Annotated in this window: 21 protein-coding genes; 4 read left to right on the top strand and 17 right to left on the bottom strand. The window is 37.8% G+C overall.

What is annotated here, in order from left to right; all coding sequences use genetic code 11:
• The 10 genes from BM211_RS20965 to BM211_RS20915 form a co-directional block, all read right to left on the bottom strand.
• Positions 1-635: thiol-activated cytolysin family protein (locus tag BM211_RS20965; protein ID WP_371261895.1), on the bottom strand; the 635-nt coding region annotated here is incomplete at its 3' end.
• Between the two features lie 470 nt (positions 636-1105).
• Positions 1106-1927, bottom strand: a complete 822-nt coding sequence (locus BM211_RS20955; protein ID WP_035437796.1) for a GH25 family lysozyme — start codon at positions 1925-1927, stop codon at positions 1106-1108.
• A gap of 345 nt (positions 1928-2272) precedes the next feature.
• Positions 2273-3127 carry a phospholipase C gene (locus tag BM211_RS20950; RefSeq protein WP_035437797.1) on the bottom strand — a complete coding sequence of 285 codons (855 nt, stop codon included), beginning with the start codon at positions 3125-3127 and terminating at the stop codon, positions 2273-2275.
• A gap of 28 nt (positions 3128-3155) precedes the next feature.
• Positions 3156-3923 carry a hypothetical protein gene (locus tag BM211_RS20945; protein WP_090999304.1) on the bottom strand — a complete coding sequence of 256 codons (768 nt, stop codon included), beginning with the start codon at positions 3921-3923 and terminating at the stop codon, positions 3156-3158.
• A gap of 793 nt (positions 3924-4716) precedes the next feature.
• Positions 4717-5022, bottom strand: a complete 306-nt coding sequence (locus BM211_RS20940; protein ID WP_035437799.1) for a hypothetical protein — start codon at positions 5020-5022, stop codon at positions 4717-4719.
• A gap of 389 nt (positions 5023-5411) precedes the next feature.
• On the bottom strand, positions 5412-7094 hold the full coding sequence (locus tag BM211_RS20935; RefSeq protein ID WP_090999302.1) for a glycerol-3-phosphate dehydrogenase/oxidase: 1683 nt from the start codon (positions 7092-7094) through the stop codon (positions 5412-5414).
• A gap of 133 nt (positions 7095-7227) precedes the next feature.
• Positions 7228-8718 carry a glycerol kinase GlpK gene (gene glpK, locus BM211_RS20930; RefSeq protein WP_090999300.1) on the bottom strand — a complete coding sequence of 497 codons (1491 nt, stop codon included), beginning with the start codon at positions 8716-8718 and terminating at the stop codon, positions 7228-7230.
• 13 nt (positions 8719-8731) lie between these two features.
• Positions 8732-9553 carry an MIP/aquaporin family protein gene (locus tag BM211_RS20925; RefSeq protein WP_035437804.1) on the bottom strand — a complete coding sequence of 274 codons (822 nt, stop codon included), beginning with the start codon at positions 9551-9553 and terminating at the stop codon, positions 8732-8734.
• A 216-nt stretch (positions 9554-9769) separates the two neighbouring features.
• Positions 9770-10330 (bottom strand): glycerol-3-phosphate responsive antiterminator, encoded by a 561-nt coding sequence (locus BM211_RS20920; RefSeq protein ID WP_035437806.1) that lies wholly within the window; start codon positions 10328-10330, stop codon positions 9770-9772.
• A 215-nt stretch (positions 10331-10545) separates the two neighbouring features.
• Positions 10546-10974: a VOC family protein gene (locus tag BM211_RS20915; protein ID WP_035437808.1), complete on the bottom strand. Its 429-nt coding sequence runs from the start codon at positions 10972-10974 to the stop codon at positions 10546-10548.
• Between the two features lie 685 nt (positions 10975-11659).
• On the opposite strand from BM211_RS20915, the gene BM211_RS20910 reads away from it, so the two are divergent.
• A complete protein-coding gene (locus BM211_RS20910) occupies positions 11660-12589 on the top strand; it encodes a bestrophin family protein (protein ID WP_090999298.1) in 930 nt (309 codons plus the stop codon).
• A 63-nt stretch (positions 12590-12652) separates the two neighbouring features.
• On the opposite strand, the gene BM211_RS20905 is transcribed toward BM211_RS20910, so the two are convergent.
• Positions 12653-13198 (bottom strand): GNAT family N-acetyltransferase, encoded by a 546-nt coding sequence (locus BM211_RS20905; protein WP_090999295.1) that lies wholly within the window; start codon positions 13196-13198, stop codon positions 12653-12655.
• 362 nt (positions 13199-13560) lie between these two features.
• Between BM211_RS20905 and BM211_RS20900 the strand changes: the two genes are divergently transcribed.
• Positions 13561-13986 carry a VOC family protein gene (locus tag BM211_RS20900; RefSeq protein WP_090999293.1) on the top strand — a complete coding sequence of 142 codons (426 nt, stop codon included), beginning with the start codon at positions 13561-13563 and terminating at the stop codon, positions 13984-13986.
• A gap of 115 nt (positions 13987-14101) precedes the next feature.
• On the opposite strand, the gene BM211_RS20895 is transcribed toward BM211_RS20900, so the two are convergent.
• From BM211_RS20895 to BM211_RS20870, 6 genes are all read right to left on the bottom strand, one after another.
• On the bottom strand, positions 14102-14302 hold the full coding sequence (locus BM211_RS20895; RefSeq protein WP_035437816.1) for a sporulation YhaL family protein: 201 nt from the start codon (positions 14300-14302) through the stop codon (positions 14102-14104).
• A gap of 83 nt (positions 14303-14385) precedes the next feature.
• Positions 14386-16767, bottom strand: a complete 2382-nt coding sequence (locus tag BM211_RS20890; protein ID WP_090999291.1) for an immune inhibitor A domain-containing protein — start codon at positions 16765-16767, stop codon at positions 14386-14388.
• Between the two features lie 370 nt (positions 16768-17137).
• A complete protein-coding gene (gene yhaM, locus BM211_RS20885; RefSeq protein ID WP_090999289.1) occupies positions 17138-18082 on the bottom strand; it encodes a 3'-5' exoribonuclease YhaM in 945 nt (314 codons plus the stop codon).
• A gap of 155 nt (positions 18083-18237) precedes the next feature.
• Positions 18238-21066, bottom strand: coding sequence for an ATP-binding protein (locus BM211_RS20880; protein WP_090999287.1), 2829 nt, complete (start codon positions 21064-21066; stop codon positions 18238-18240).
• Complete coding sequence (locus tag BM211_RS20875) at positions 21063-22304, bottom strand: metallophosphoesterase family protein (protein WP_035437824.1); 1242 nt, start codon at positions 22302-22304, stop codon at positions 21063-21065. Before BM211_RS20875 ends, BM211_RS20880 begins: the two co-directional genes overlap by 4 nt.
• Positions 22305-22563: 259 nt before the next feature.
• On the bottom strand, positions 22564-23496 hold the full coding sequence (locus BM211_RS20870; protein WP_081904996.1) for a tetratricopeptide repeat protein: 933 nt from the start codon (positions 23494-23496) through the stop codon (positions 22564-22566).
• 399 nt (positions 23497-23895) lie between these two features.
• Between BM211_RS20870 and BM211_RS20865 the strand changes: the two genes are divergently transcribed.
• Both BM211_RS20865 and BM211_RS20860 read left to right on the top strand, forming a co-directional pair.
• Complete coding sequence (locus BM211_RS20865) at positions 23896-25596, top strand: molecular chaperone HscC (RefSeq protein WP_035437826.1); 1701 nt, start codon at positions 23896-23898, stop codon at positions 25594-25596.
• Positions 25596-26882 (top strand): J domain-containing protein, encoded by a 1287-nt coding sequence (locus tag BM211_RS20860; protein WP_035437828.1) that lies wholly within the window; start codon positions 25596-25598, stop codon positions 26880-26882. Before BM211_RS20865 ends, BM211_RS20860 begins: the two co-directional genes overlap by 1 nt.
• The last annotated feature ends 5 nt before the right edge of the window (positions 26883-26887 follow it).

Genomic DNA, 26887 nt, shown 5'->3' with positions numbered 1-26887 from the left:
TTAACATTAAGAGCACTTGCGATTTGAGATTTACTATACACCATAGATTCTGTATACTGCATTCTTGCAGGTAACGTATGTGTGTTTGAATACTTGTCATTCCAAGTAGATACTAACTCATCTACTGCTCCAGACACATTACCATATGTAGGATTTTGGACAGTAATTGTATTGTCTTTTCTCATACCAGGTAAGTCGATACTAATATTCAAAGGTTTTCTCTTAGCCACTAATAAATCAGGTTGATTATCTGCAAAAGCTTTATTTGCAAGTTGTACTGCTCCTGGATAAGTACGGTTAGCCACAGAATCAATAATCGAAATATCAACTGGTGAAGTTGTAAGTGACTTTTTCTCACGTTCAACCACTACAAATTTACCATTTGAATTTGTACTTTCTTTTGGAACAAAACTCTCTACTTTATCACCATTTACTGCTAAAACCTCTTGATTATTATACTTTAGATTTGCTATACCAGTATCAATGTTAATAGCTTTTTTTGTTGCATTAGCTGAATTACTTTTAGGTGTTTCAGCGAAGGAAATAGAAGAATAAGTAAAAGTGCATAAGCCAATTGATAAACACGCTAGTAATTTGATTCCTTTTGTGCTTTTTGTATTTTTTGTAATTTTCAAAAAACTCAACCCCTTCCTTTTTTCGTATTAAGGATAAATTATTTATCAATAATTGCTAAATAGTGAACTTACATAAATGCTTTTAAAAGTTCTTGAACGAATGGAAGTACTCCACCTAAAAATTTTAAAATTGCCATTGCGATTGTCATAGTATTTCCTCCTCTTTTTTTGCTACGATGTGATTTATCTTTATGCTCTTATTATAGTAAGCGCCTATGTTTTTATCAATACATCTTCATATGCAATGTTGCATATGAGGATGTAGCAGGTTCTTTTTGCAATATTAATCATATAATTGAAAAAGACTTACTATCAAACAATAACAAAGATAATAATATGAAGGAACTTTGGAGTCAGTCCTCACAGCTTTTAAGCTGCGGGGCTGACTCCTTTTCCTCTTGTATAATTTTTTCATAAATATTTATACATTACATTAACATATTTTTGAAAATAACTTTGGACGTAAATAGCTAAATTCGCCGGGCCCACATACCATATGACGGGAAAGCTTCTTGCAACTTCGCAAACGTTTCATCACACCACGCTTTGGAGTTGAAATCACCAATAATGATACGCTGATTTCCATCATCAAGAGATTGCGTCCATATCCCGTAGTCTGGAAAAATAACTTTGATTGTCTGATATACATCTTCCATCCATTCAACTGAATTGAAGTCTCCTACAAAGATGCGATAAAGTTCCTGAACATTTGTGAACCATTCGAGCGGCTTATCTCCGTTTAAAACATTTAAATCTACTTTTCCAATTCCATCAATCCATCCACCTGTTTCACCATCTGCATATTGCCATAAATCGCATTCATATTTAGGTTTTCTGCCTCCATATCGTGGAATCCATAAGAAATCAGCTTGTACATTTTGTAACCCATAAGATCCATACATATGATGTGCTACATATAAGCCAACTTTCCAACCAACATCTTTGCAAGTAGTAATAAATGTTTGTGCTGCTTCTGCTAGATTCGTAGCTCCGCAGCTTGCTAGCGTGTCCTCTTCAACATCTAACACAAGAAATTTCGCATTTGGGTTTACACGTGCCAGAAAATCTTCGGCCTCCACAATAGCATCTGTAATGCTTACATAACAACCGTAAGCATAAGCCGCATGAGGAACTCCATATGCTTCTAAATTTTGGACGTGTTCATTGTATAGTTGGTCTATCTTCCTTGAGCCATATTGAACGCGACAGATTGCCAAATCTAGTTGCGGCGCCGCTATATCCCAATCGATATTATCATTGTATTTTGATAGATCTACGATATGTTTTGGCATGCTTCCATTTCCCCCTTTCTCGTTTTCATTATATAAGTAATTGTTCTTCTCGTATATTTGGCAATGAATTTCTTAAAATCATTCAGATTTAATGGCTATTAAGTGCAAAGTAAATAAAATAAGAAAAAACGTTGCAATCAATTGATGCAACGTTTTTTCTTATTTTATCATTGTTATTTATGTCAATTTACAAATTAATGGATGTGATGTTTCTCCAACATATAATTGGGATTCAGCCGAGACACATGCATTGGTGGGGCATAGTCTGGATTTTATCTCCATATGATGAAACATGAACCCAATAGTCGTTTCCATTTTACTTTATGACATAAGTAAGTGCAGTTATTATTGATGATTTACGTACGTATCAAACCATAAATGAATATATCCAGCTGTAATACGCTGTGCTTCTATTAAACGTTTTCCTGTTACCGGTGTTACTGCCGCACGCCATTTATCAGCAGAGTCTTGTGATACAGCTGCTTTTAGGAACCAATTTTTCGTACTACCATTAACAATTGATGGATAATCAGCTTTTGCTGCAGCTGCTGAAGCATGAACCCACTCTTCTGGATTTGCACTTTTCCAGTTCCAATAACCATTTCCATCCGTTACTCTATAATTATCCTTCACTGTATCGACGAAGTTTTCATATTTTGAGTGGAAGCCAAATGGATGCGAAATGTTAGTAAAGTTTGCAGCATGCATTGGTTGGTTAACATCCCCTAAATAATGAAGTGATAATCCTAAATAATAGAATGCATTTTGCATATCTTTATTTTGATAAGCTTCACCAGCTAGTTTAAAATATTTCGCTCCTGTTTGTTTTGCTTGTTTAGCAAATGGAATATACGTCTTTCCTGAATCAGGATCATAAAAGTGTGAAGCGAATGTGGAATTATCATAGTATGGGTTTTTATAATCCGCATTGTAAATACCTTTCTCTAGATCAGTACGCCACTCATTTAATAGAGCTGTCTCATTTTTCTTCACAACAGTTTCATTTTGGGACATAATATCAATGGCTCTGTTTACAATCCATAAATGAGAACTTACTCCTTCACTATGTATCGATTCTGCTGACCATTTTTGAGCGATAGGTGGCTCAACTTGCCCGTCATCTTCATGTGCGAACGCCACACTTTGAATAGGAGCTGTTAAAGCAATTACAGAAGCTATAGCTAAAATTTTTCTTTTCATACTACATTCCTCCATTTAATATATAGTTTCACTGCAAAGGTACTAATTCGTAGCCAGCAACACTTTTAGGAGCAGAAATTGCCCACATTTTCTGATGATCTGAGCCTAAATATTGTGCGATCTGTACTTGGAAAGTTGATGTAACCCCATAATAAGAGTTCTTTGGATCTGCACTATACCAATCACAAGGTCTACCAAATTTATCCCTAAGAATCTCGGTAGTGCCTGTTGCTAAGTCTATTTCCTTCGAATTTCTTTTCTGAACGATTAGCTTGCTTTTTGATTGGTCGCTAAAATAAATCCATCCAGCATCCTTGGCATTTATATATTTTTTTGTTCCTCCGGCATCAGCGTTTGGCCCACCAATCCACATTGACATTGTAACTGGCGTATTATGTCTTACATATCCATCACTGTTTAATCCATCTGGAGTTTCAAAATTTATAGGTGTACCATAGTACTGATTACCTTTTGTATCTTTATGCATTTCTGCTGATCCATAATAAGATGCTTGTCTATACTGAATTGCATAATGCCAACCAGCGTACTTCTCATAAGATAATCCAAATTTGTTCTGACCTACAGCTGCTATACGTTCTGAAGGATGAACCCCCACCACGTCCCAATACTTATTTACTAACATATAGTCTTTATTTGTGGTAACTGGATCACCATAAATATCAAGTATACGATCTTCCTCATCTGCAAAAGCAGTATTTGTCGGAAAAACAGTAACTATCAAACTAAATATTAATGCTAAGAGTGTAAGTATTGGGAGTTTTCTTTTCATAAACATGTCTTAATTCCTCCTTATTTTCACAATTGATCCTACCATCGGCAAACGTAATTTTAACATCTAATGTTGAGTTTGTAGATACATTAATTAATATATGCAAAATTGCATATATTAATTAATCTTCTATTAGAAGTACCGCCAGATCATTCGTCCCAGACTTTCTCTTATCCGCTATATCGCTACTTTTCAAACCGTGGGGTCTCACCCCCACACGACGAGCCAACACTCCAAACAAAAAACAATGGAAAACCAAAGGACAAAATCAAAACAAAAAATACAATGAAAAAAGATTCCTGTGTTTTAGTTGAATAAGAACAAATAAAAAAGGCAAAACAGCTACTCTTCTAACATCTGAAAAGTATGCTCATTTTGCTTCACCCATATAAATGCAAATAACGCTGCAATTACACATAAAACCGCTAATTGTGATTTTGAAAGAAAGTTGTACTGTTTAAAACAAAGTTTAATTGCATAGAAAAATAATGTTTTCTAAGAGGAAATCATTTACTTTGTAAGCGCTTTCTATTATAATGATAATGGGTTGGATGGCAAGTGTGGCTATCAAGGTATCTAGCGTAGGTGGGGCTGATACTATAGGTGAAGTGAAATTTCTGTTTTGACAAGTTAGTTATCAATATTGATTATATCAAATATACAAAAAAAGAAGTCTTTTAGATCATTTAAAGGGATTCTTTTCTTTATTTAAATTATAAAATTTATTAAGTACATTATCTTCCTCTTTATGTTACTTTGAAAAAAGGATTGATTAAATACAGAGTTATAAATGAATAATTTAAAAATAAAGAAGAAGTCTCCATGTCAAAGGGATTAGAATTAAATGAAGAATACAGATAGTCCAAGTGATTTTTGTGTTCTTCTTTATTCCTATAATACTCTTGAAAATAAAGTTAAAAACCCAAGCTCCCAACATTGTAACTAAAATCTCAAAAATAGCAATTATCCATTCCAGTACAGTATGTTCTACATCTGGAGAAGCACCAGCTAAACCAAGAACAACTATAACTGGAAATGAGGGTATATAAACAAGTAAATAAGAAAAAAAGTAAAAAATATATTTTACCAATAATTTTCCTTCCATCAATTCATTCCCATCTATCTAAATATTTATATCCACATTATACCAAAACTTTTTTAAACTCACATCTTCAGCAAATCATTAAAATTCTATTTTCTTCTCAAAAAGAATGCTCTTAGGGGGATCGTTCCATACCCATCAAGCTAACATTTGAGAAACCTCCCATAACGAAAAATTCACCTTTTCACAGTTATTTATGAGAATTCGGCTCATTTTTTTGTTTTGGGAAACAATTAATTTCTTAAGTTAATGGACATGGACGGTACCCCTATTAACATTTAAAGCTTTTTAATTCCAGAATATTAAACGACTTATTTCGTTTTTATTTAAAAATCTTTTCAAAACAAAACCACACCATCTCTAAACTTTTAGAAACAGTGTGGTTTTCATTTTTATGCCAGCGCAGATGCCTGATCTTGTTGATCGACTGGTACAACTGCATCTGTTAATGCTGCGTCTAATTCAGCTGTATACTTCCGCTTCTCTTCTCCGCTCCAGTTTAAGGCCTCTACCATGTAGTTGATCACAGCGTCTTTCCATTGATATACCCAGTGAATGTTGAAGAATACTGCTCCTGTGCGGCGTACAAAGAAGTCGACTGGTTTTGTTGTCATTTCGAACTCCATTGCGTATACGAGTGGAAGAATGACGTCAAGCGGCATGTTATGACGCTCTGCATCTCCTTTATACTCTTTCGCTAATTCGAAGAGTACATCGACGTTTGAACCGTAGAATTTTGCGAACTGCTCTGCTTGTTCTACTGTTAAACCGTATTTTTTCCCTTCTTGTGCTTTTTTCGCAATAAATGTTGGGAAGTTTTTCGAACCGCCAACATGACCGCCAGAGATTGGCATATGTTTCGTTGTACTTTTTGGATATGAACCTTGACCTTCTTTTTGCATTAACGATGTGACATAATCTAGGACCATCTCTGCCATTTTGCGGTATCCTGTTAATTTTCCGCCAGCAATTGTAATTAGACCAGATTCAGAAGTCCAAATTTCATCTTTACGAGAAATTTCAGATGCGCTCTTTCCTTCTTCATAAATTAATGGACGAACGCCGGCCCAGCTTGATTCAATGTCCTTCTCTGTAATTTTTACGCTCGGGAACATGTAGTTAATCGCGTTAATAATGTATGTGCGATCTTCTGTTGTCATTTTTGGTACTGCTGCATCTTTATCATAGAATGTATCTGTTGTGCCTACGTATGTTTTACCTCCGCGCGGAATCGCAAATACCATCCGTCCGTCTGGCGTATCAAAGTAAATTGCTTGCCCTAGTGGGAAACGCTTTTGATCGATGACAAGGTGCACACCTTTTGATAACTGCAAGACTTTTCCTTTTTTCGAATTATCTTTTTCACGAAGTGTATCGACCCAAGGGCCTGACGCGTTGACGATCTTTTTACCGTACACTTCATATACGTTTCCGTCTAATAAGTCGACTACACGAACGCCGCATACTTTTCCATCTTTATATAAGAAGCCGTCTACTTTCGCATAGTTGACTGCTTTTGCACCATGTTTGATCGCTTCTTTCATGACTTCAATTGTTAAACGCGCGTCATCTGTACGATATTCTACGTAGTAACCGCCGCCTTTTAACCCTTCTTGTTTCACAAGCGGCTCTCTCTTCATCGTTTCTTCGCGGCTAAACATTTTTCTGCGCTCGCTTTTCTTAACGCCTGCTAAAAAGTCGTATACGCGAAGTCCAATTGATGTACTAAATGCACCGAACGTACCGCCTGTATGGAACGGTAGCAGCATCCACTCTGGCGTTGTTACGTGAGGACCGTTTTCATATACAATGGCACGTTCCTTCCCAACTTCAGCTACCATTTTCACTTCAAACTGTTTTAAATAACGTAAACCGCCGTGAACAAGCTTTGTAGAACGACTTGATGTACCTGCTGCAAAGTCTTGCATTTCAAACACAACTGTTGATAATCCGCGTTTTGCTCCGTCTAGCGCAATACCCGCTCCTGTGATCCCACCGCCAATGACAACCACATCTACTTCTTGTTTATTTACTTCATTTAAAACATTTTGACGCCCGTTACTTGAGAATTTCATAGTAATTCCTCCCTTTCATTACGAAAAAAAGAGACCACAAACATCACCATAGAATTGCTTCTATAGCGTGCTGTGGTCTCTCCAAATCTCCTACCGAAATATTAACTTATCAACATTATAACACTGTTTATACTTATTTAAAAGCTTTCGTTGCTTCAATTGCCTTTTTCCAGCCAGCATATAGCTCTTCACTTGTACCCGCTTCCATTGCTGGTGCAAAGCTCTTATCCATATTCCACTGCGCTGCGATTTCTTCTTGATCTTTCCAATAACCAACCGCAAGACCAGCTAAATATGCCGCTCCTAAAGCTGTTGTTTCGTTCACTTCTGGACGCTCTACTGGCACACCTAAAATGTCACCTTGGAACTGCATTAAGAAGTTATTTTTCACTGCGCCGCCATCTACGCGTAATGTTTTTAACTCGATGCCGGAATCTGCTTCCATCGCACATAATACATCTTTTGTTTGATATGCTAACGATTCAAGCGTTGCACGAACAAAATGCTCTTTCGTCGTACCGCGTGTTAAACCGAATACCGCGCCGCGTACTTCACTATCCCAATATGGTGTTCCAAGTCCAACAAATGCCGGTACAACATAGACGCCGTCAGTTGACTCAACGCGCGCTGCATACGCTTCACTATCACTTGCATCTTGGAACATACGCAGTCCATCACGAAGCCACTGAATCGCAGATCCCGCTACGAAAATACTACCTTCTAATGCGTATTCTACTTTTCCATTTAAGCCCCATGCGATTGTTGTTAATAAACCATGCTCAGATGCAACTGCTTTTTCACCTGTATTCATTAACATAAAGCAGCCTGTTCCGTATGTATTTTTCGCCATACCTTCACCGAAGCAAGCTTGGCCGAATAATGCCGCTTGTTGGTCACCTGCAACCCCTGCAATCGGTACGTTTTGACCGAAGAAATGATAATCAACTGTATGACCATATACTTCAGAAGATGGACGTACTTCTGGAAGCATGCTTGCTGGTACTGTTAACATTTCAAGAAGCTCTTCGTCCCATTTTAACTCATGAATGTTATACATTAATGTACGAGATGCATTCGAATAATCTGTTACATGAACGTTGCCGCCAGATAATTTCCATACAAGCCACGTATCAATTGTTCCGAATAATAACTCGCCGCGCTCTGCTTTCTCTCTTGCGCCTTCTACGTTATCTAAAATCCATTTTACTTTCGTTCCAGAGAAATATGCGTCAATTAAAAGACCTGTTTTTTCGCGAACCATATCGCCATAGCCTTTTTCTTTTAACTCGTCACAAATTTCCGCTGTTTGACGAGATTGCCATACGATTGCATTGTATACAGGTTTGCCTGTTTCTTTGTCCCATACAACTGTCGTTTCACGTTGGTTTGTAATCCCGATACTTGCGATTTGTTCAGGTTTTACTTCTGCTTCACTTAAACAAGTTGCAATAACCGCTAAAATCGATCCCCAAATTTCTTGCGGGTTATGCTCAACCCAGCCTGGCTTTGGAAAATGCTGTGTAAACTCTTTTTGCGCAACATGTACAATTTTACCTTCTTTATTAAAAAGAATCGCACGTGAACTCGTTGTTCCTTGGTCTAATGAAAGAATAAATTTTTCCATGTTTATTTCCCCCTTATGCTACTTTTCTACTATTTGTATTTTTTCCGCTCTGTTTGCTTGTCATATAAGAGATTGCTAGAACAATTACCGTTGCAATCGCTACATAAATAAGTGCTGAGTTTTGCTTTCCTTCAAATACAACTTGATGGAATAATCCCGCTAATGATCCGCCTAAAATCGGTCCTACTACTGGAATCCATGCATATTTCCAGTTCGATCCGCCTTTTCCTGGAATCGGAAGAAGGAAATGTGCAATACGAGGTCCTAAATCACGTGCTGGATTAATTGCGTAACCAGTTGTCCCTCCTAATGATAAACCAATACTTACGATTAAGAAACCTACAATGAACGGATTTAAACCGTCTGCAAACTTATTTGCTCCAATTGCTAAAATACCAAATACTAGAATAAAAGTCCCAATCATTTCACTTAAAAGGTTTGCAAATGTGTTTGGAATTGCTGGTCCTGTTGCAAATACACCTAATTTTGTCCCTGCATCTTCTGTCTCTTTCCAATGTGGTAAGTAATGTAAGTATACAATACATGCCCCAATCATTGCCCCAATCATTTGTGCTGCAATATAGCCTGGTACGTCGCTCCAAGGAAATGCTCCTTTAAACGCAAGTCCAATTGTTACCGCTGGATTTAAATGCGCTCCGCTAATCGATCCAACTGCATAAGCAGCTACCGAAACCGCTAAGCCCCATCCCATCGTAATGACGATCCATCCTGAATTTTGTGCAAATGATTTCTTCAAACTAACACCAGCACAAACGCCGCCGCCAAGAATGATTAGTAATGCTGTCCCTATTAACTCCCCTAAAAATGGTGACATATAACCCCTCCATAATCAAATTAAAACGCTTTCAGTGAAAGAGACAAATTGAATGTCCATTCATTTCCAAATGAAAAAAACCCACAAATGCACGCTTCTATAGAATCATAGAAGCAATGAAATGTGGATCTCTACTTTTCTCCGTCACGTTTATTAACTTATTTATAATGTTAAACTCATTTGAAAGCGTTGTCAATTGGTTTTTTCATATTTTTGTCACTTTTCATGAAAATGTTTCCATAATTCTTTCTTCGACGTTGTAATCGCCGTTGCACCAGCTGCCAGAGCCCTTTCCACATCATCCACAGTGCGAATAAATCCGCCTGCTAAAATAGATAATCCAGTCCGCTCCTTCACTTCCGCAATTACGCCTGTTAAAGCACCTGGAAGCACCTCAATATAATCGGGCTGTGTCTTTTCTAAAAGAGCACAACTCTTTTCCATTGCACTAGAATCAATTAAGAAAACGCGTTGAATCGCCACAACGCCTTTTTGCTTCGCTTTTATAATCACACTAGACCTCGTAGATAACACCCCGTACGGACGAAACTCTTGGCATACATATTCCGTCGCATACGCATCACTTTGCAAACCATGAATTAAATCCACATGCAAAAAGACCTTTTTACAATACTGCTTCGCTAATGCCACAACACTTTTCAACTGACCGACATGAATATCAAGAATAACGATATATTCATAGGAGCTATGTAATAGCTTCTCTAAATCTTTAATTTGCCGAACCGCTGGTAATATTTTTTGTTCATGAAATTCCATTCGAAAGTCCCCTTTTTTATATCTTTCTACTTCTTATAGTACACAAATTAAGGAAAAAGAAAAGATGGGACCTTCATTCCAAATGGGTTCCATGATTCATGCGTCGAATAACGTTGAAGAATCTTTAAATCGTGTCGAAGCGCCGATATATTGCGAAAGGCGCCGATATCGGTGGACACAAAAAACGGGACTGATCATCAGTCCCGTACAATGACTTACATATTAGCGCCTTCCGTTGAAACTTGCCACTCTACGCCGAATTTGTCTTTGACTTGGCCATATAATGGGCTCCAGAACGTTTCTTGAAGCGGCATCACGACTTGACCACCATCTTGTAACTTTTCAAACACTTCTTTTGATTTGTCTGCATTTTGTATGTGAATAGCGATAGTCACTTGCGATCCAATTTGGTATGGCTGACCTGGAAATGTATCAGAGATCATTAGATTCGTATCACCCACTTTTAAATGAGCATGTAACACAAGGTCTTTCGCCTCAGCGGGAACTTTGAATTCCGGGTTTTCAGGCATGTCTCCAAACGTTTGAAGACTTACAACTTTTGCATCCAATGCATGTTCATAAAACTTAATAGCCTCTTGCCCATTACCATTTGTCACTACATACGGATTAATACCTAAAATCATCACAAGCACCTCTTTCTAAAATGTTTAACATATGTAAATAAGAAATAGAACATACGTTTCTATTATTTTATCATATATGACCTGTTTATGGAATCATTTGTGCTATGAAAAAAATCGACATCTTTTATGTGAATCCACTCGAATTTCCTGCTAAGCAAATTCCAAATCATAGCACCATCTTCATTTTTGTAGACGCCTGCTTGCTGGTCATTTCATAAGATACTAACTAATGACAGATAAACTACCAATCATCCCTGCAATTGTACATCTTCCGTAACCATTATACTGGGAAGCTTCATATTGTTGTTGTGTTTGGTTAACAGAATTTGTGTTGATATCCCCGAGCTAACCATAACGATTGCTATCATAGAATAATTTCAAACTCATATAACCCACTCTTTCATGAGGTCAACAATACAGTTAAATCCATTTCTCTTAGTATATAAAAATGGTGATTGACAATAAGACTCTAGCTATGATAAAAATATTAATCTATTGATTTGCGTAAGAAAGTTAGCATTGTTCTTCCGGGAAATGTATTAGAATATAATTTCCATGTTTTATCCATGTAACTCCATCTAATAAATACATATATTAAGTCTGTTAGGTTCACAGTTATGATAGAGACATTAACACTATCGCACAATTGCAAACAGCTTATAGAAGAAAAGAGGTTTATTCACATATGATTCGTTACGACAATCAAGAAAGTTTAAAACAAATCTTTACGTTAAAGGGAACAATTATAAAAAACATCTTTAAACAGATCATTGTTTATACATGTATTTCTATTTGTATTGTTCTTATTAACTACTACTTTGGAATACATATAAATTCGACTCCGTGGGTTATTGTAGGGGGAGCTTTAGGTTTATTATTAGTATTTCGAACAAATACTGCATATGATCGATATTGGGAAGGAAGAAAACTATTTGGAGGAGTCGGTAATTCGACTAGAAATTTAGCAGTAAGCTTTTTATGTTACTGGGATTCTAAAGGAAATACTATGGATAAAGAAAAATTAAAGTTTCTACATTTATTAATTGCTTTTCCAAAACTAGCTAAACAACATTTGAGAGATGAAAAAGATCTATCCGAAATAAAAGATCTATTAGAACTATGTTCGGATAAAGATAAGGAAATGTTGGTGAGATCCAACTATTTACCTCTTACCATAATTTTCATGTTAAAAGCTGTCATAACAAAGGGATTGAAATCCGGGCAACTTCCTCCAAATACCTTAATGAATATGGAAGATGAATTGGATAATCTGTTAAATTCTATAGGCGGCTGTGATCGCATTAAAGCAACACCCATTCCCTTTGCATACTTTGCACATATTAAAAGTTTACTTATCATTTTTTGTGGGACTTTATCAATTGGGCTGGTTGATAGTATGGGATGGTTTACGATTATGGCAACGATGTTTATTAGTTTTGCATTTTTAGGAATTGAAGCAATAGGAGTTGAAATTGAAGATCCATTTGGTCAAGATTCAAATGACCTTCCATTAGAAGAAATTTGTATGGGAATAGAAAAACACTTACTAAACTTATATGATCAAAGCGACTTACTGGAATTACCAGTTTCAAATTTTGATAAAAGAGCCATATAATTTTTAATTTATTACAAATAATCAATTCTGGTTTTATAAAAGTAATGAGCTTATTGTAGAGGTCTACTCAAATATAAAATACCAGTATATCGCTATTTCGTCACTCAGCTGATTGATACCTTTGTAGACATATTTGTCAAAGCCACCAATAAAGAAACCATAGCGTTCATAAAACTTACATGCACCCACATTGTTATTTTGTGTCTCTAACATCATACCAGCCATTCGGTTGTCTTGAGCCCAATCTTTGACCTTATCCATAAGTAGGCGGCCGATACCATGTCGCCGATATTTTTGGGCTACTTTGATGTCTTCAATGTAAGCAAACTCATTCCAGTTTCGTCTTACTATGACCAGGCCGACAATATCATTTCCTTCAATTGCCAAGAATAGCGCCTGATCTGGATGATCAATGTATTCTTGCAAGCAAAGTAGATCATCTGGATCATCTGAATACTGTTTTTCATAGGGACGAACTTTCTTCACCGTATACTGGATGGAATGCCCCGTTGCCGTTAACAAAAGAATCGAATCTACTGTGAATCGATCATTGATGATGACAGAACAATTCAGGTCTTCTTCTGTAAATTTTTTAATCGTTACGCCCATTTTCTCATTCTCCTCATTATCTGATTTCAAATACCGTTCATCAACAATGTTCAACAGGGACATGGATTTGATTTCATTTAACAATTTGGCCCGTATGTTAAACATAAGAACCCTACATACCTACACAATACTTTTGATCAAACTTTTTTACAAATTATTGTTCATTTTTTTACATTTGGAGACAGTGCATTTTCTCTAGTTGATAGGCATGTATGGTATCCCCTCACCTTAACGTACAAAATCCGCGAAATGATAGTATCCATACTTCCTTCTTGAAGTATGGCATTCTTTAGCTTACACATGAAACTGTTCTAAAGGAGAAAATCCCTGAAATATAAATATGATGAAAAGGAGATGAGTATATGAAACTAAATCACTTAAATTTATGTGTAAATGATTTAGCGGCAGCGAGAAATTTCTTTGAAACATTTTTTGATTTTCAATTTTTAGAAGCGAAAGGAAAAGCTCTTGTAGTAATGAGTGATAATGATGGATTCATTCTCGTATTAAGTGATCCAAAAGCGTTTAAAGATGGTAAAGATGCGCAATATCCAGAGGCGTTTCATATTGGTTTCTTAGTAGAAGAACCTAATGAGGTTGATCAAGTATATAACCGCTTAATCGATGGAGGTATTGAAATAGATAAAGAACCTTATATGATGAGAGGGAGTAGTTATGGCTTCTACTTTACAGTATTTAATGGGTTGATGATTGAGGTTTCTTGTCTTGACTATAAAGACGGGAAAAGAATCTCAAGACCTAATGTTACTAAAGATTCAAAACGTTAATGAACTACCAGATATTTCGTTTGAATTACACTTTAAATATTTGGTCTTAATCATTTCAAAACCCCACAACAAAAAGGATGGTAACCATTCGGCTACGCATCCTCTTTTCATACTATTAAAGCAAAACGGAATCCTTATCCTTATCTTGATGGCGTCGTTCCCGTTCTTCAGCGAGGCGTTTCATATAGACTTCGCCTTCTTTTTCAATAAACTCATTATCAATTTCTTGTTCTTGTTTCGACGTAAATAAGACCATATAACCGCTCACAACAATTCCAACAATAATGAGATAAATCCACCATGGTAAATTTTCCATTAAAGTTCCTTCCTTTCATCAGACAAGCTTGGTTAGTTTTACTGTATGAAAGGAAGGAAGGTTTTATGACTCTTTTATTTTACTTAACGATGAATCCAAACTGCTCCTGCAGACTTATCATCAGCTTGACCTACTACTTCAAATTTCAGGCCAAGGTTTGGAAGTTTGCGTCCTGCATCTGGAATTAACTTGTTTATATATACTTTAGAGTCATCGAATTTAGCCACACCTGGTAACCCTTTATAATCAAATACGCCGCGTGACGGTGAATTTACTTTCCACGCCGGTGTTTGATCAAATGAGAACGCAGCATCTGCAATTTGATAACGCGTGCTACTTTTCACAGATGGCTGACCATTTAATGATCCTACAATCGCTTCTGGATGAGAATCTACTACTCCAAGGAATCCTTCGCCTGGATGTACACCAACCCAGTTATCTGTAAAGCTTTGGTCTGCATACCATACAACAAGTCCTGTATTGTAAACTGGACCGCGTCCATATTGCAGTGCTTCATCAGAACCAGCGTAGTTTCTCCACTCTAAATAGTAGTTATTTTTCTTATATTCCAATCCATTAGAAGCCGTAAAGCCTTTTAACGTAAAGCTTGGTTGTCCCTCTGCATCATCAGAGAACACAACTTTACCATCTACTGTTAAAGTCGCATTATCAAGCGCAAATCCTCTGTATGCTACAGCAATATCTGTTAAATAGTCAAATTGTAGTTTTACTTTTTTACCTTTGAATTGACTTAAATCATAAGATTTATCAATCCATTTATCGTTCGTTGTGTCCACACCATTCTTGATGTCTTTGTCACCCATTCTATCAATCTTTGTTTTCGTTCCATCTTCTGCAATCGCATATACATCTAGGAAATCATACTTTGCTTCTAATTCATAGAATGCTTTGTAATCAAATTTCGCATTCGTTGCATTTGTTAAATCAAATAATGGTGTCTCTAATGTTGTATGGATGTCATTTCCTTTTGTACTATAATAAAATTTCTTTCCAAAACCAGGTTCAATATTTTTCAATTCTTTATCAGGTAAATTCACACGAATAATTCCTGGGCGATTTGACTTCGTAACACTTTGATCTAAATACGTTGCCGATCCAACACCACGAAGTTTATCGTAGTCTACCTGAACAATATTCGCCCAATTACCCTTCATATTCTTTTGGAAGAATTCTTTATTTTGCGGAGAGAAACTTGTCGGTTCTGTTCCAGCAACTCTTCCAGCCCAGCTACCGCCGCTCATAATAGACCAAGCTTCAATCGGCTCACCTTGTCCAGAATACTTTGTATCGTACTCATCCGGTAAACCTAAATCATGACCAAATTCATGCGCAAATACACCAACTGCACCGTCTTCAGGCTCGATTGTGTAATCATACGCAGCCATCTTTCCGCCCCAGTTTGGAACAGATGATTTCGTTCCATCGATTGCATAAGGCTTTGCCCCAAGTTTTGAACGATGAGACCAAATTGCATCATCTTTCAATTTTCCACCGCCAGCTTCTTGTCCAACACCAGCGTGAACAACCATTAAATGATCGATAATTCCATCTGGTTCATTTTTATTACCATTGCCGTTGTAATCGTATTGATCAAATTGGTCATAATCAGCTAAATTAATACCTTTTTCCACCGCTGCTTTTAATGCGTCTTTTACTAAATCACGTGGTCCTAATGGTCCTTTATTATCATGACCAGTACCAGCATCAGCGCCGTAATCTGCCGCTTTACCTGGAACACTCAACCACTCTGTTACAGTACCGTCGACTGTATAACTGCCGCCTGATTGCTCTTCATAATATTGCTTGAATGTTTTAATGTTCGTGCCATTGAATAATGTAAACGGCTTATCACCAAATAACATGTTTTGATAATGCTCACGATTAAAATCATTCGCATACATATATCCTGGATCTTGATCGACATTATTATGTTTAAAATCACTATATTCTACAAGTAGCACAAGAACTTTATCTTTGCGAACTGCCCCATTATATTCAGCCTGCTTCGCTGGAGATGTCGGAACTTTCCCATTCAATTTTCCAGCAGTAAATCCAGATGCTTCTCCATTTGCTGGACCATTCTCTACTTGCTGCGCTTTTTCTTTCATCTTTTCATCTTTTACTTTTTTCATAAAGTCAGTAGCTTCTTGTGTAAGGCTGTCTTCTGGCGTTGTTTCCTTTCCAGGATTTTCGCCATTCTTCTTCTCTATGTATTTTTCTACAGCCTTTGACGTTTCTGCTTGTGATGCAGAAGAATCAATAACCCCGCGTTGTTTCAACGCATTTGCCAAGCGATCCTCCGGTATTAAATGCTCATCTATGAAACTAGATGGCGCCAGTGATGACTCTGCATAAGCAGCATGACCACCGAAAGCAAACATAGAACTTAACATTGCCCCTGTTGCCAACACTGAAAAAGTTTTTAATTTTCTGTTCTTTTTCAACGTAGTCCCTCCTCCATTATGTATAAGTTATCGACTCATCTCTTTTTGTCGATATTTATATATTATTATCGAACAGCTGAATTTTCAATATTTTTGTAATATATCGAAAATTAAATACAGTTTATTTTATTACGATAATTTTTCTGGAGTGGAATCTTTTTAGTTATGATGTCGTTCCCAGCAATATATCGGCGGAAATGGTGCATTTATCGGCGCTTTTTGCAATATATCGACCACAATTTAAAATATATCGGCGCTTCGACACAATTTAAAGATTCCTCGACGATATCCGACACATAAATAACACTAAATCATACCAAAAAAATAAAAGAAGCTAACCAAAAGTGGACTTTTGATCAGCTTCTCCTTTTTAATTATGAAACGTCGGTTTATAAAACGAACGATTATCGAGCGCAAAGACACGCTCTGTATATTCGCCTGGTTTTGTGCGGCCTAGTGCACGGTCCATCATATTCATCTTCGCATCTAAGTTATCAATGTAATGAAGGATTTCTGCTTCTTTTACAAGAGGCGGTTTCGGACTGCCCCATTCAGCTTTACCGTGATGTGATAAGACGATGTGCTGAAGAATTAAGATTTCTTCTGCTTCAATTTGCAGTTCGTCTGCGGCTTTTCCAATTTCGTTTACCATGATAGAAATGTGACCTAGTAGGTTTCCTTCTAACGTATACGTTGTGGAAATTGGGCCTGATAATTCAATGACTTTACCGAGGTCGTGTAAAATTACGCCTGCATACAATAAGTCTTTATCAAGAGACGGATATAGCGCTGCAATTGCTTTTGCTAAGTCAAGCATCGATACAACGTGATATGCCAGCCCTGAGACAAACTCATGGTGATTTTTTGTTGCGGCTGGGTAATCTAAAAATTCCCCTTGATACTTATTCAGTAAATGTCTTGTAATGCGTTGAATATTTGGGTTACGCATTTCAAATATGTATTGTGTAATTTTCTCGACCATATCTTCTTTTTTCAGCGGTGCTTTTTCCACAAAATCAGAGATATCAGTTACTTCATTTGCATTCGCCACACGAATTTGCTTAACGCGAAGTTGAATGCGGCCTTTATAATTTTGAATATCTCCTGCTACTTTCACAATTGTTTCTGCTACATATTGCTGCTCTACTTCAGGTGACACATCCCATAGCTTCGCTTCAATATCTCCGCTTTGATCTTGCAAGATGACTGTTAAAAATGGTTTCCCATTACTTGCAATCCCTTTTGTTGCCGATTTTATCATTAAAAATAACTCGACTTGCTCACCAACTTCGTACTGTGCAATTTTCTTTTTCATATACTTTCCTCCACCGTCATCGATATAGTTAGTATAGCATATATATATCCATTTTGATTTTCCAACATATAAATCCCTGCTATGCAGGGCAAAAATAGACCCTAACCGCTCTCGACCATCTAAAAAAAGAGAGGGCTTTATGTCGGCTTTTTAATTTACTGCGTTAATCGCTGAATCTCATCTTCTACAAAGAAATCTAAAAGATGCTTATGACAAGTAAAGAAAATCACTTGTCGTTCCTTCGCTAATTCCTTCATCAGATGCACAGTTCGCTCCGTTCGCAGCACGTCAAAGTGTACGAAGCTATCATCAATAATAAACGGATACTGCCCTTCAAACGTATGCGCGAGCGCAAACCGCAGCGATAAATAGAGCTGCTCCGCTGTCGCTTGGCTTAATTCATGGCTATAAAAACGCAGTCCATCTTGTCGTTCTACTATAAACGGCTCTTCTGCATCTGGCGAAAAGACTTTTACATAATTTCCACTTGTTAAATATATAAAATACTCTTCTGCTTTTTGCAAAATACGCGGCAGCTGCACTTCATGGTAATACTTCTTCGTTTTCGTTAATACCGCCTTTGCCGCTGCATAAGCTGCCCATTTTTTCACCTGTTCACGCACTTGTGATTTTTTCAGCTCCCATTCATGAAGGACATCACCGTACGTCCGGCCTTCTTCTAACTGGGTGATATCAAGACGAAGAGCGGCAAGTGTATGCGTCAACTCTTTTTCCTCCTGCATTAGCCTGTCTATTTGTTCCTGCTCTTTCTTCCGCTCCTCTTCATATCCTTCTAGACGATACCCATTCTCTAGCGCTGACGTCATGAGTCGCCCTTCTAGTACGTCCATTTGCGGAATTAACCGGCTCAGCTGCTGCTTTTTCTCTTCTATTTGCTCCGCTTGCTTTGCCGCCGTTAAAAACGCCTCTTCATCAGTTGCCGCAGCAATGTCCAAAATATGCTGACGTTCTTCTAATAGATGATGAATCTTCTGATGATATGCAGCATACTCTTCTTCCCACGCCGCACGCTTTTCTAGCAGCTGCTTTTTCCGTAATTGCTTTTCCTTTTCTTTCTGCACATCTTTACTTAACCCATACAAAAATAACGACGGTGTCTCGGCGCTTCTTTCTGTAACAACCGTTAGTTTCATTAGTTTATGTTCAAACCCGGAAATCATGTCTGCCTGTAATTCTTTTCGTTCTTGCTGCTTCGTTAAATCTCGGTACAGTTGCTGTATCTTTTCGATCCGTTCAAACGCCGGCAATATGTGTGCGTGCGTAAAATTATGTGGCAACGTATACTCCTCTTTATACAATTTCACCTGTTCATTCACACTAAACAGATCGCGTTCCCACTCGTCATATTCAGAAAGAACACGTTCATACCCACGCTCAATTTGCTTTAACTTAAATTCCTCGCGCTCTAATAACTTCCGCACCTCATCATCTTTCTCAAGGCGATACTGAAGTTCAAGCGCTTCATTGCCTTCTTGTTCATCTGACCCTTTCATATACATCACATAAAAAACTACAAGGCCAATTAACAAAAAGACTCCTGCAAACAACAACTTACGATTATCCATAAAAACACCGGCAAGCAGCAGTAAAACATCCATACCGAATACAATCAGCACCGTTTTATTCATCTGCGGTGCTTTGCGATTTCGCTTTTGGCGAGATGCGGCACTTTGCACCTTTGGCAAATAGTTCTCCCGCTCCTGGTCTGGCAATGTTTGCGACTGCAGCTTTTTCACGGCTTCTTCTTGTTCCTCTAACTGCTCCTGCGCTGTTTTAAATCGTTCATCTAACTGCCCTTTTCGCTTTTCTACCTCTTTTGCTTGCTGCACCATTTGCGTAATCGTTTCCTTCATCGCTAGGCTCACATTAAAAGAAAGAACGTCCTCGCGCGCAAATGTAGCGCCGATTTGCTGCTGCAAATCTTGTATTTCTTCTTCGATATGTAAAATGCGCCCCGTCAAATCCCGCACTTCCTGTAGCGCTGCTTCATAAGACATATGCTGCAAACGAAGCTCTTCTACGTACATATCTTGTTGAAGCAATTCTTCATTTACTCGTAATGCTTCTATTTCAAACTTTGCACCAGCTATTTTCTTTTGCAGCCCCTCTTCTTGGAGCTGAAGCGGTTCAAGCCGTGCTTTTATCCCTCCATAACGCTGCAAACCATCAACAGGAAACTTATGCTCTGCATGTTGCTGTAAAAACCGTTCACACGCACGCTTTTCTAAAAAAAGCGGCTGCAGCGCTTCTAGCACTTCATAATCTTGCTTTCGCTTTCCCGCTTCTTGCTGCTCGGTGCGAATAATAGAAAGGCGCTCTTCCATACTCTTTTTCTTTCCGACAAGCTCTTCATACGCAGCAATTTTCCCTTGCCAATCTGCGAGCTGGTCTTGCAGATTTTTCAACTCATGCAGCGCCACATTAATTTCCGGCTTGCGGCCATTTGGTTTAAAGCGCTGCTCCATTTCTTTCTCAAGCGTCTTTTCTAGGCGTAACAACCCGTCGCTGCCAACTGCACTTGCTGAAAATAAGTAGTTACCAATATCCCCTTCGCCGATATGGTGAATATTTTGCAACCCATGCATGTCAAAAGAAAACACAGAATCAAACAACTGCTCATTCATTCCGTTTAACAGTTGCTTTAAAATTTCCTCACCGCCTGTTTTTCCATCCGCAAAATAAACCGTCACCTCACCGGCCGCTGTTTTGGGAAGACGTTCAATTTTTAATCGTCCATACTCCTCAGTAAAAACCGTAAGCGCACCGCCGTATTTCCCGCCTTCTTTCGGCTCATAACGGCGCTGGCCCCTTGTCGGAAAGCCAAACAATATGCTCTTCATAAACGAACGAATCGTCGACTTGCCAGCTTCATTTTCTCCGTACAATACCGTAAGCATGGAAAGACTCAGCTCAGCATTTTCTAATTTTCCATATCCGTAAATATGAAGCTTTTCTATTCTCATGCTTTACTCCTCTCTTGCTCTAGTAATTGCTCTAAAATAATATTCTCAGCTGACTTTTGAATCTCTTTCTTTTCTTCCTCAGAAAATGAGTGAAGTACCTTCCTCGCAACAGGTGATGTCCAAATGGTTCGCAGCACCTCATCCATACTCGAAAACGACTCAAGCTCTTGCAGCACATTCCCGATAAAATGGTTCTCGTTCTTCAACTTCTCAATTTCCGCAAACGAAATCGTTTCATTCTTCCATTTCACAACATAAACAAAATTGCTGCGCTCCTCGCCTGATGAGACAATTTGCAAGATTTCTTCCACGCGCTTTTCATCACGCAAATAAGAAGCAAGCGCAGATTGCCCTGTAAACGTCATCGTCACAAGCAAACCTTCCTCTTCTCTTCGCACACCGTTCATGCTCTCCGTACAGGCGTGAATCAAATCATCAACCGTTTCTAACTCATCAATCGGAATCGAAATCTCATCCCAAATCACATCATTCGTACTAAAAAATGTTAGTTCTGTCCCTTGCGAAGACAAGGAAACTACGTACGCACCTTTCTCTCCCGTTTCCTTTCGGTGTCTCCCTTGAATATTGCCAGAATATACAATGCACGGTTCTTCTGCTAACACTTCACGTTTATGTATATGACCAAGCGCCCAGTAATCAAACCCCTTCTCCTTCAGTTCACGAATTTGAAACGGCGCATACCGGTTATGATCCGAATCCCCTTCCACACTTCCGTGCAGCATACCGATATGAAACGGTGCACCCGTCATCTTTTTATATTGCGCTGTCATATTATCCGTCACAGCTTGCTGCTGATAACTAAATCCGTAAATAGAGGCAAGCAGCTCCTCGTCTTTATAAAATGATTTTTCTTCTATATAAGGCTCTGTAAAAACATGCACATTACTTGGAAACTCAATGGCCGCCCAGCTCCCGCCTAAATGATCATGATTGCCGTGAATCACATATACCGGAATATCATACTGCGCCAGACGCTTCATTTGCTCACGAACAAACACCTGCGCCCGCAAACTTCTCGTCTCTGCATCATACAAATCCCCCGCAAGCAAAACAAAATCAACTTGCTCTTGAATCGCTTTATCCACAATGCGCAGAAACGAACGAAATGTACTTTCCTTCATTCTTTCCCATATAAAGAAGGGTACATTCAGTTCCATCCCTTTAAACGGACTATCTAAATGCAAATCTGCCGCATGAATAAACTTTACTTTTTTCACACTGTAACGTCCTTTCTCCGTCCTACTTTGCTTGGTCAGCCGAGACTCACAATATATCGGCGCAAATGTATCATTTATCGGCGCTTCGACATGATTTAAAGATTCCTCGGCTATATTCGACACACAGGTAGGAAAGTTTCACTTTATTTTAACACTTTTTTTCAAATTGAGGATACGCCGGAAGCGGCTTGATGCAAACAACAAAAATAAGCCAGATGCGAAAAAACATCCAGCTTATTTTTGTTGTTCTGCTTATACTTCAGTCTTTTTTACCTTTCGCTTCCACACCTTGCGTTTCCAACTTATTCAGTAATTCATGATACCTTTGCATTTCTTGCTCACTATTATCCCAGGTTTCTCCGTAAATATGATTAATTCTATCCCCTGCAATTTCCAATATAAAAGTACTATCATCACTTTTCACTGACAAGTACATACTTGTCTCTTCTTCATAAAATTTAGCAGGATGTGAATTCTTTAAGTTCTCTACACTCGGTTGCCCAGCCTTTTCCATGACAATTGGTACATACTGATCGGATACATATTCACGAAGCGAATTCTCGCTAAAGTCACTTATTTTTAATCCATATAATTTGAGCACAGCTGTATGCACATTGAAATTCTTTTGTTTTATTTTAAGTATCTTATCTGCAGACTCAGTAATAACCTTCTTCTCTTCTTGGCTTATATTTGGCATCGTATTTTCATTTGATTTATGATAAACGTTATATAATTTCCCAGCACGATAAACGAGAATAATAGACAGCGTAATGGCCATATAGATTTGCCATTTTTTATACCAAGGAGATTCATCCTTTGAATCCGATTGAATTTTTTTATGTTCTTTCAGTGATAACTGCGGTTGTTCGGCTGCAGCTACTTCTTCCGTCAGCTGTTTCTCCAACACAGCTTCAGTGCTCAATAATGGTGGTTCAATTTCTTCTGGTGATAATTTCGTTGTTGAAACTACCGCAGGTTCTTGCTCGTTTAAACGATCCAGTTTAAGCGCCTCTTCTAAATACTTACTTGCATTATTCTTATCACTAAATCCATAAAAATAAACATGACTTAAACAAAAGTATCCGGAAGCGTCTTTTGGGTCTTCCTTTATAAGCATTTCCGCTTCTTTCCTTGCCTGATCAGCATCGCCAACCTTCAGTAAATCTCGAATTCTTCTAAGATTATCTTCCATCATCTGGCCTATCCCTACCCTTACGTTCTACTTTGTTCTCTATCAAAAGAGATTACCTTTGCGATTTAATTATGATTCAACTTCCATAATTCCACATTCCTCTAATTATGCAAAAATATTATAACAAATAAAACTTTTTTGATTTGTCATATCTCGTCGAAATAAGAAAAAAGTGCTTTTCTGCCTTTTTTCATAGAGTGATTGAGTAATTACATAATAATCCATATATAGTTCTTGAAAGGTTTATCCCCCTATTTCACTCCTAATCTCCATCTGCTTTACATTTTTTGAATATCCCATTACAGCTTTTCTATGCTATTTTTTAGATACTTTTCCCTACTGCAATGATATAGTAAAATATAGAAAATATAGAAAATATAAAGAAGAAAGGTGATCAGTATGGCAACGATCGGAATTGACTTAGGAACAACAAATAGTTTGGCGGCTTATTGGACAGATGATGGCGCAATCCTTATCCCTAATGCACTTGACGAATATCTTACACCATCGGTCGTCAGCGTTGAAGAAAACGGTGAGATTTTAGTCGGACGTATTGCAAAAGAACGGCTGATTACCCATCCGCATTTTACAGCATCAACGTTTAAACGATTTATGGGAACAGAGAAAAAATATGAATTAGGTATGTATACTTTTTCTTCTGAAGAACTTTCATCTTTTGTCATCAAGTCTTTAAAACAAGATGCAGAAGCATATTTAAATGAACCGGTTACTGGTGCTGTAATTAGCGTACCTGCTTATTTCAATGATGCTCAGCGCAAAGCCACGAAACACGCTGCAGAAATTGCCGGATTAAAAGTTGAACGACTCATTAGCGAACCAACAGCTGCTGCGATCGCTTACGGACTATGCCAGGAGGAAACAGAAACAAAATTCCTTGTATTTGATTTAGGTGGTGGTACATTCGATGTTTCTATTCTGGAATTATTTGAAGGAGTAATGGATGTTAAATCCATCGCCGGCGATAATTACCTTGGGGGCGAAGACTTCACAAAAAGCTTAATGTCCTATTTCTTAGAGTCACACCAACTTGATTTGAATTCACTTGATTCGAAAACTCAATCGTTAATTTATACGCAAGCAGAACGTTGTAAGCTCACACTATGTAATGAACATAGCGCAGGTATGAGAGTCACAATTCATAATGAGACATATGAAACTCCTATTAACAGAAATGAATTTGAAAAAATAGTAACCCCGCTTCTTTTACGGCTTCGCTACCCTATTGAACGGGCACTTCGTGATGCATCGTTAAATCCCAATGATTTAGATGCTGTAATTCTAATTGGCGGAGCGACAAGAATGCCACTTATCAAATCCATCATTTCTAAAATTTTTGGACGTATGCCTTATGCAAATATTAATCCTGATGAAACAGTTGCTTTAGGCGCTGCGATTCAAGTTGCTTTAAAAGAACGAAACAAAGCGCTAGAAGAAGTTATCTTAACGGACGTTTGTCCTTATACGTTAGGAACTAGTGTTGTTCAAGAGTTAGGAAATGGACAAAAAGAATTCGGATACTTCTTCCCGATTATTGAACGAAATACACCGATTCCTGTGAGCCGAGTGGAACGACTTTATACTGTCAATGATCGACAACAATCCATACTTGTTGATGTTTATCAAGGAGAAAACCGCTTGGTTAAAAATAACTTAAAACTTGGCGAACTCAAAATTAAAGTCCCTCCTGCTCCTGCCGGGCAAGAGGCAATTGACATTCGTTATACATATGACATTAACGGCATTCTCGAAGTCGAGGTAATAAGTACAACGACTGGAGAGAAAAAAAGAGCAATTATCCAACAAAATGCCGGAAATCTTACAGAAAAAGAAATTGAAGCTAGACTACTAGAATTGAAAGAAATTAAAATTCATCCCCGCGACCGGACTGAAAATCGCTTGTTGCTCGCAAAAGGCGAACGTCTCTATGAAGAGTTACTCGGTGACGAACGTAAGAAAGTTTCCATCTTGTTACAACAATTCGAAACTGTGCTCACTTCACAAAATGATAAAAAAATTAAAGAGGCTGCTATTGCATTGAAAGAGCATTTAGAAAGTATAGAAAGGTGGATTACTCATTAATGAGTATTTGGAAAACATTAGAGATTGAACCTACTGACAATATTGCTGCTATTAAAAAAGCTTACGCAAAACTTCTAAAAGTCTACCATCCAGAAGATGACCCAGAAGGATATCAGCGACTAAGAGAAGCGTTTGATAGGGCAATAAAAAACGCAAAACAAATGCAAGCAGAATTGCAAGAAATAGATGAAAACGAAGAAGGTTCATATGTCAATCCTGTATTCCCTACTTGGATTGACAATAACCCTGAACTTGCTTCCACTCTCGTTTCAGAGCATCCTGTTCACGCATTTATGGAAAAAGTCGAGACACTGTATGACGATTTCTTTGCACGAATAGAACTGAAAAACTGGGAAGACCTATTAAGTTCCGATGTAATATGGAATGTAGAATATGCCGAAGTGATTCGAGATAGATTAATAGATTTTTTAGAATATCATTACCATTTCTCTAGTTCGATTTGGGAACTTATCGACAATGTTTTTCGCTTTAGTGAACAAAAACAGGAATTAGAGTTTGAGTACGGTGAAGAAACAGTACAATTTTTACTAGAAAGAATTAGCGGCGCAGGGGAAATGCGTTACGATATTTTCAAGAAAAGTGACGATTTATATTTCGAAGCATATTTATACTTACGTGAGAAAGCCCAGCACGCACTTATGAACAATAGCTTAGAAGCAGCAAAAAGTGCGTTGGATTTTGCATACGATCTTTATCAAGAAGACCCAGAACTTTTACGCATGCAAGGCGTTTATTATTTACGTATAGAAAATAAAGAGCGTGCGCTACAATCCTTTAACGACTTACTTTCCATTGATCCAGATAATCCGGATGGTTTACTGTACCGCGCTGAAATTTATTATAGCCGTGACCAAGTTACCGATGCCATCAAGGACTGTGAGCATCTACTTTCGATTCAGCCGGAGCATATGGACGCACTGTTCTTATTAGTGAAGTATTCGCTCGAATCAGGTGATATAGAAACTGTAGCCACTAAGGCGCTGGATGTGATAAATCGTTATCCGGAACGCTTAGAATTTCGTTCATACAGTGTTCGAGCTCACACCGAAATTCCAGAGAAGAGACAGAAACAAGAAATAAATATGAAGTTTATTATCCACTATGCGCTATACTTGTTATTTATATCTATTAGCCGCACCTGGGTTTATTTGATCTTTATGATTCTTATTGTTTTAACCCCATTACCATCTAAATATGCATTACTTCTCCTGCTCCCTCTTATTTGGGAAGCATGGAAATTCGTTAGGCTTAAAACATGGGCATAAGGAGG

Origin of the sequence: Bacillus sp. 491mf (assembly GCF_900112415.1) — a bacterium.
Classification (GTDB): domain Bacteria; phylum Bacillota; class Bacilli; order Bacillales; family Bacillaceae_G; genus Bacillus_A.
The sequence above is the reverse complement of the archived record's forward strand: the minus strand, read 5'-3'. Positions and strand labels throughout refer to the sequence as shown.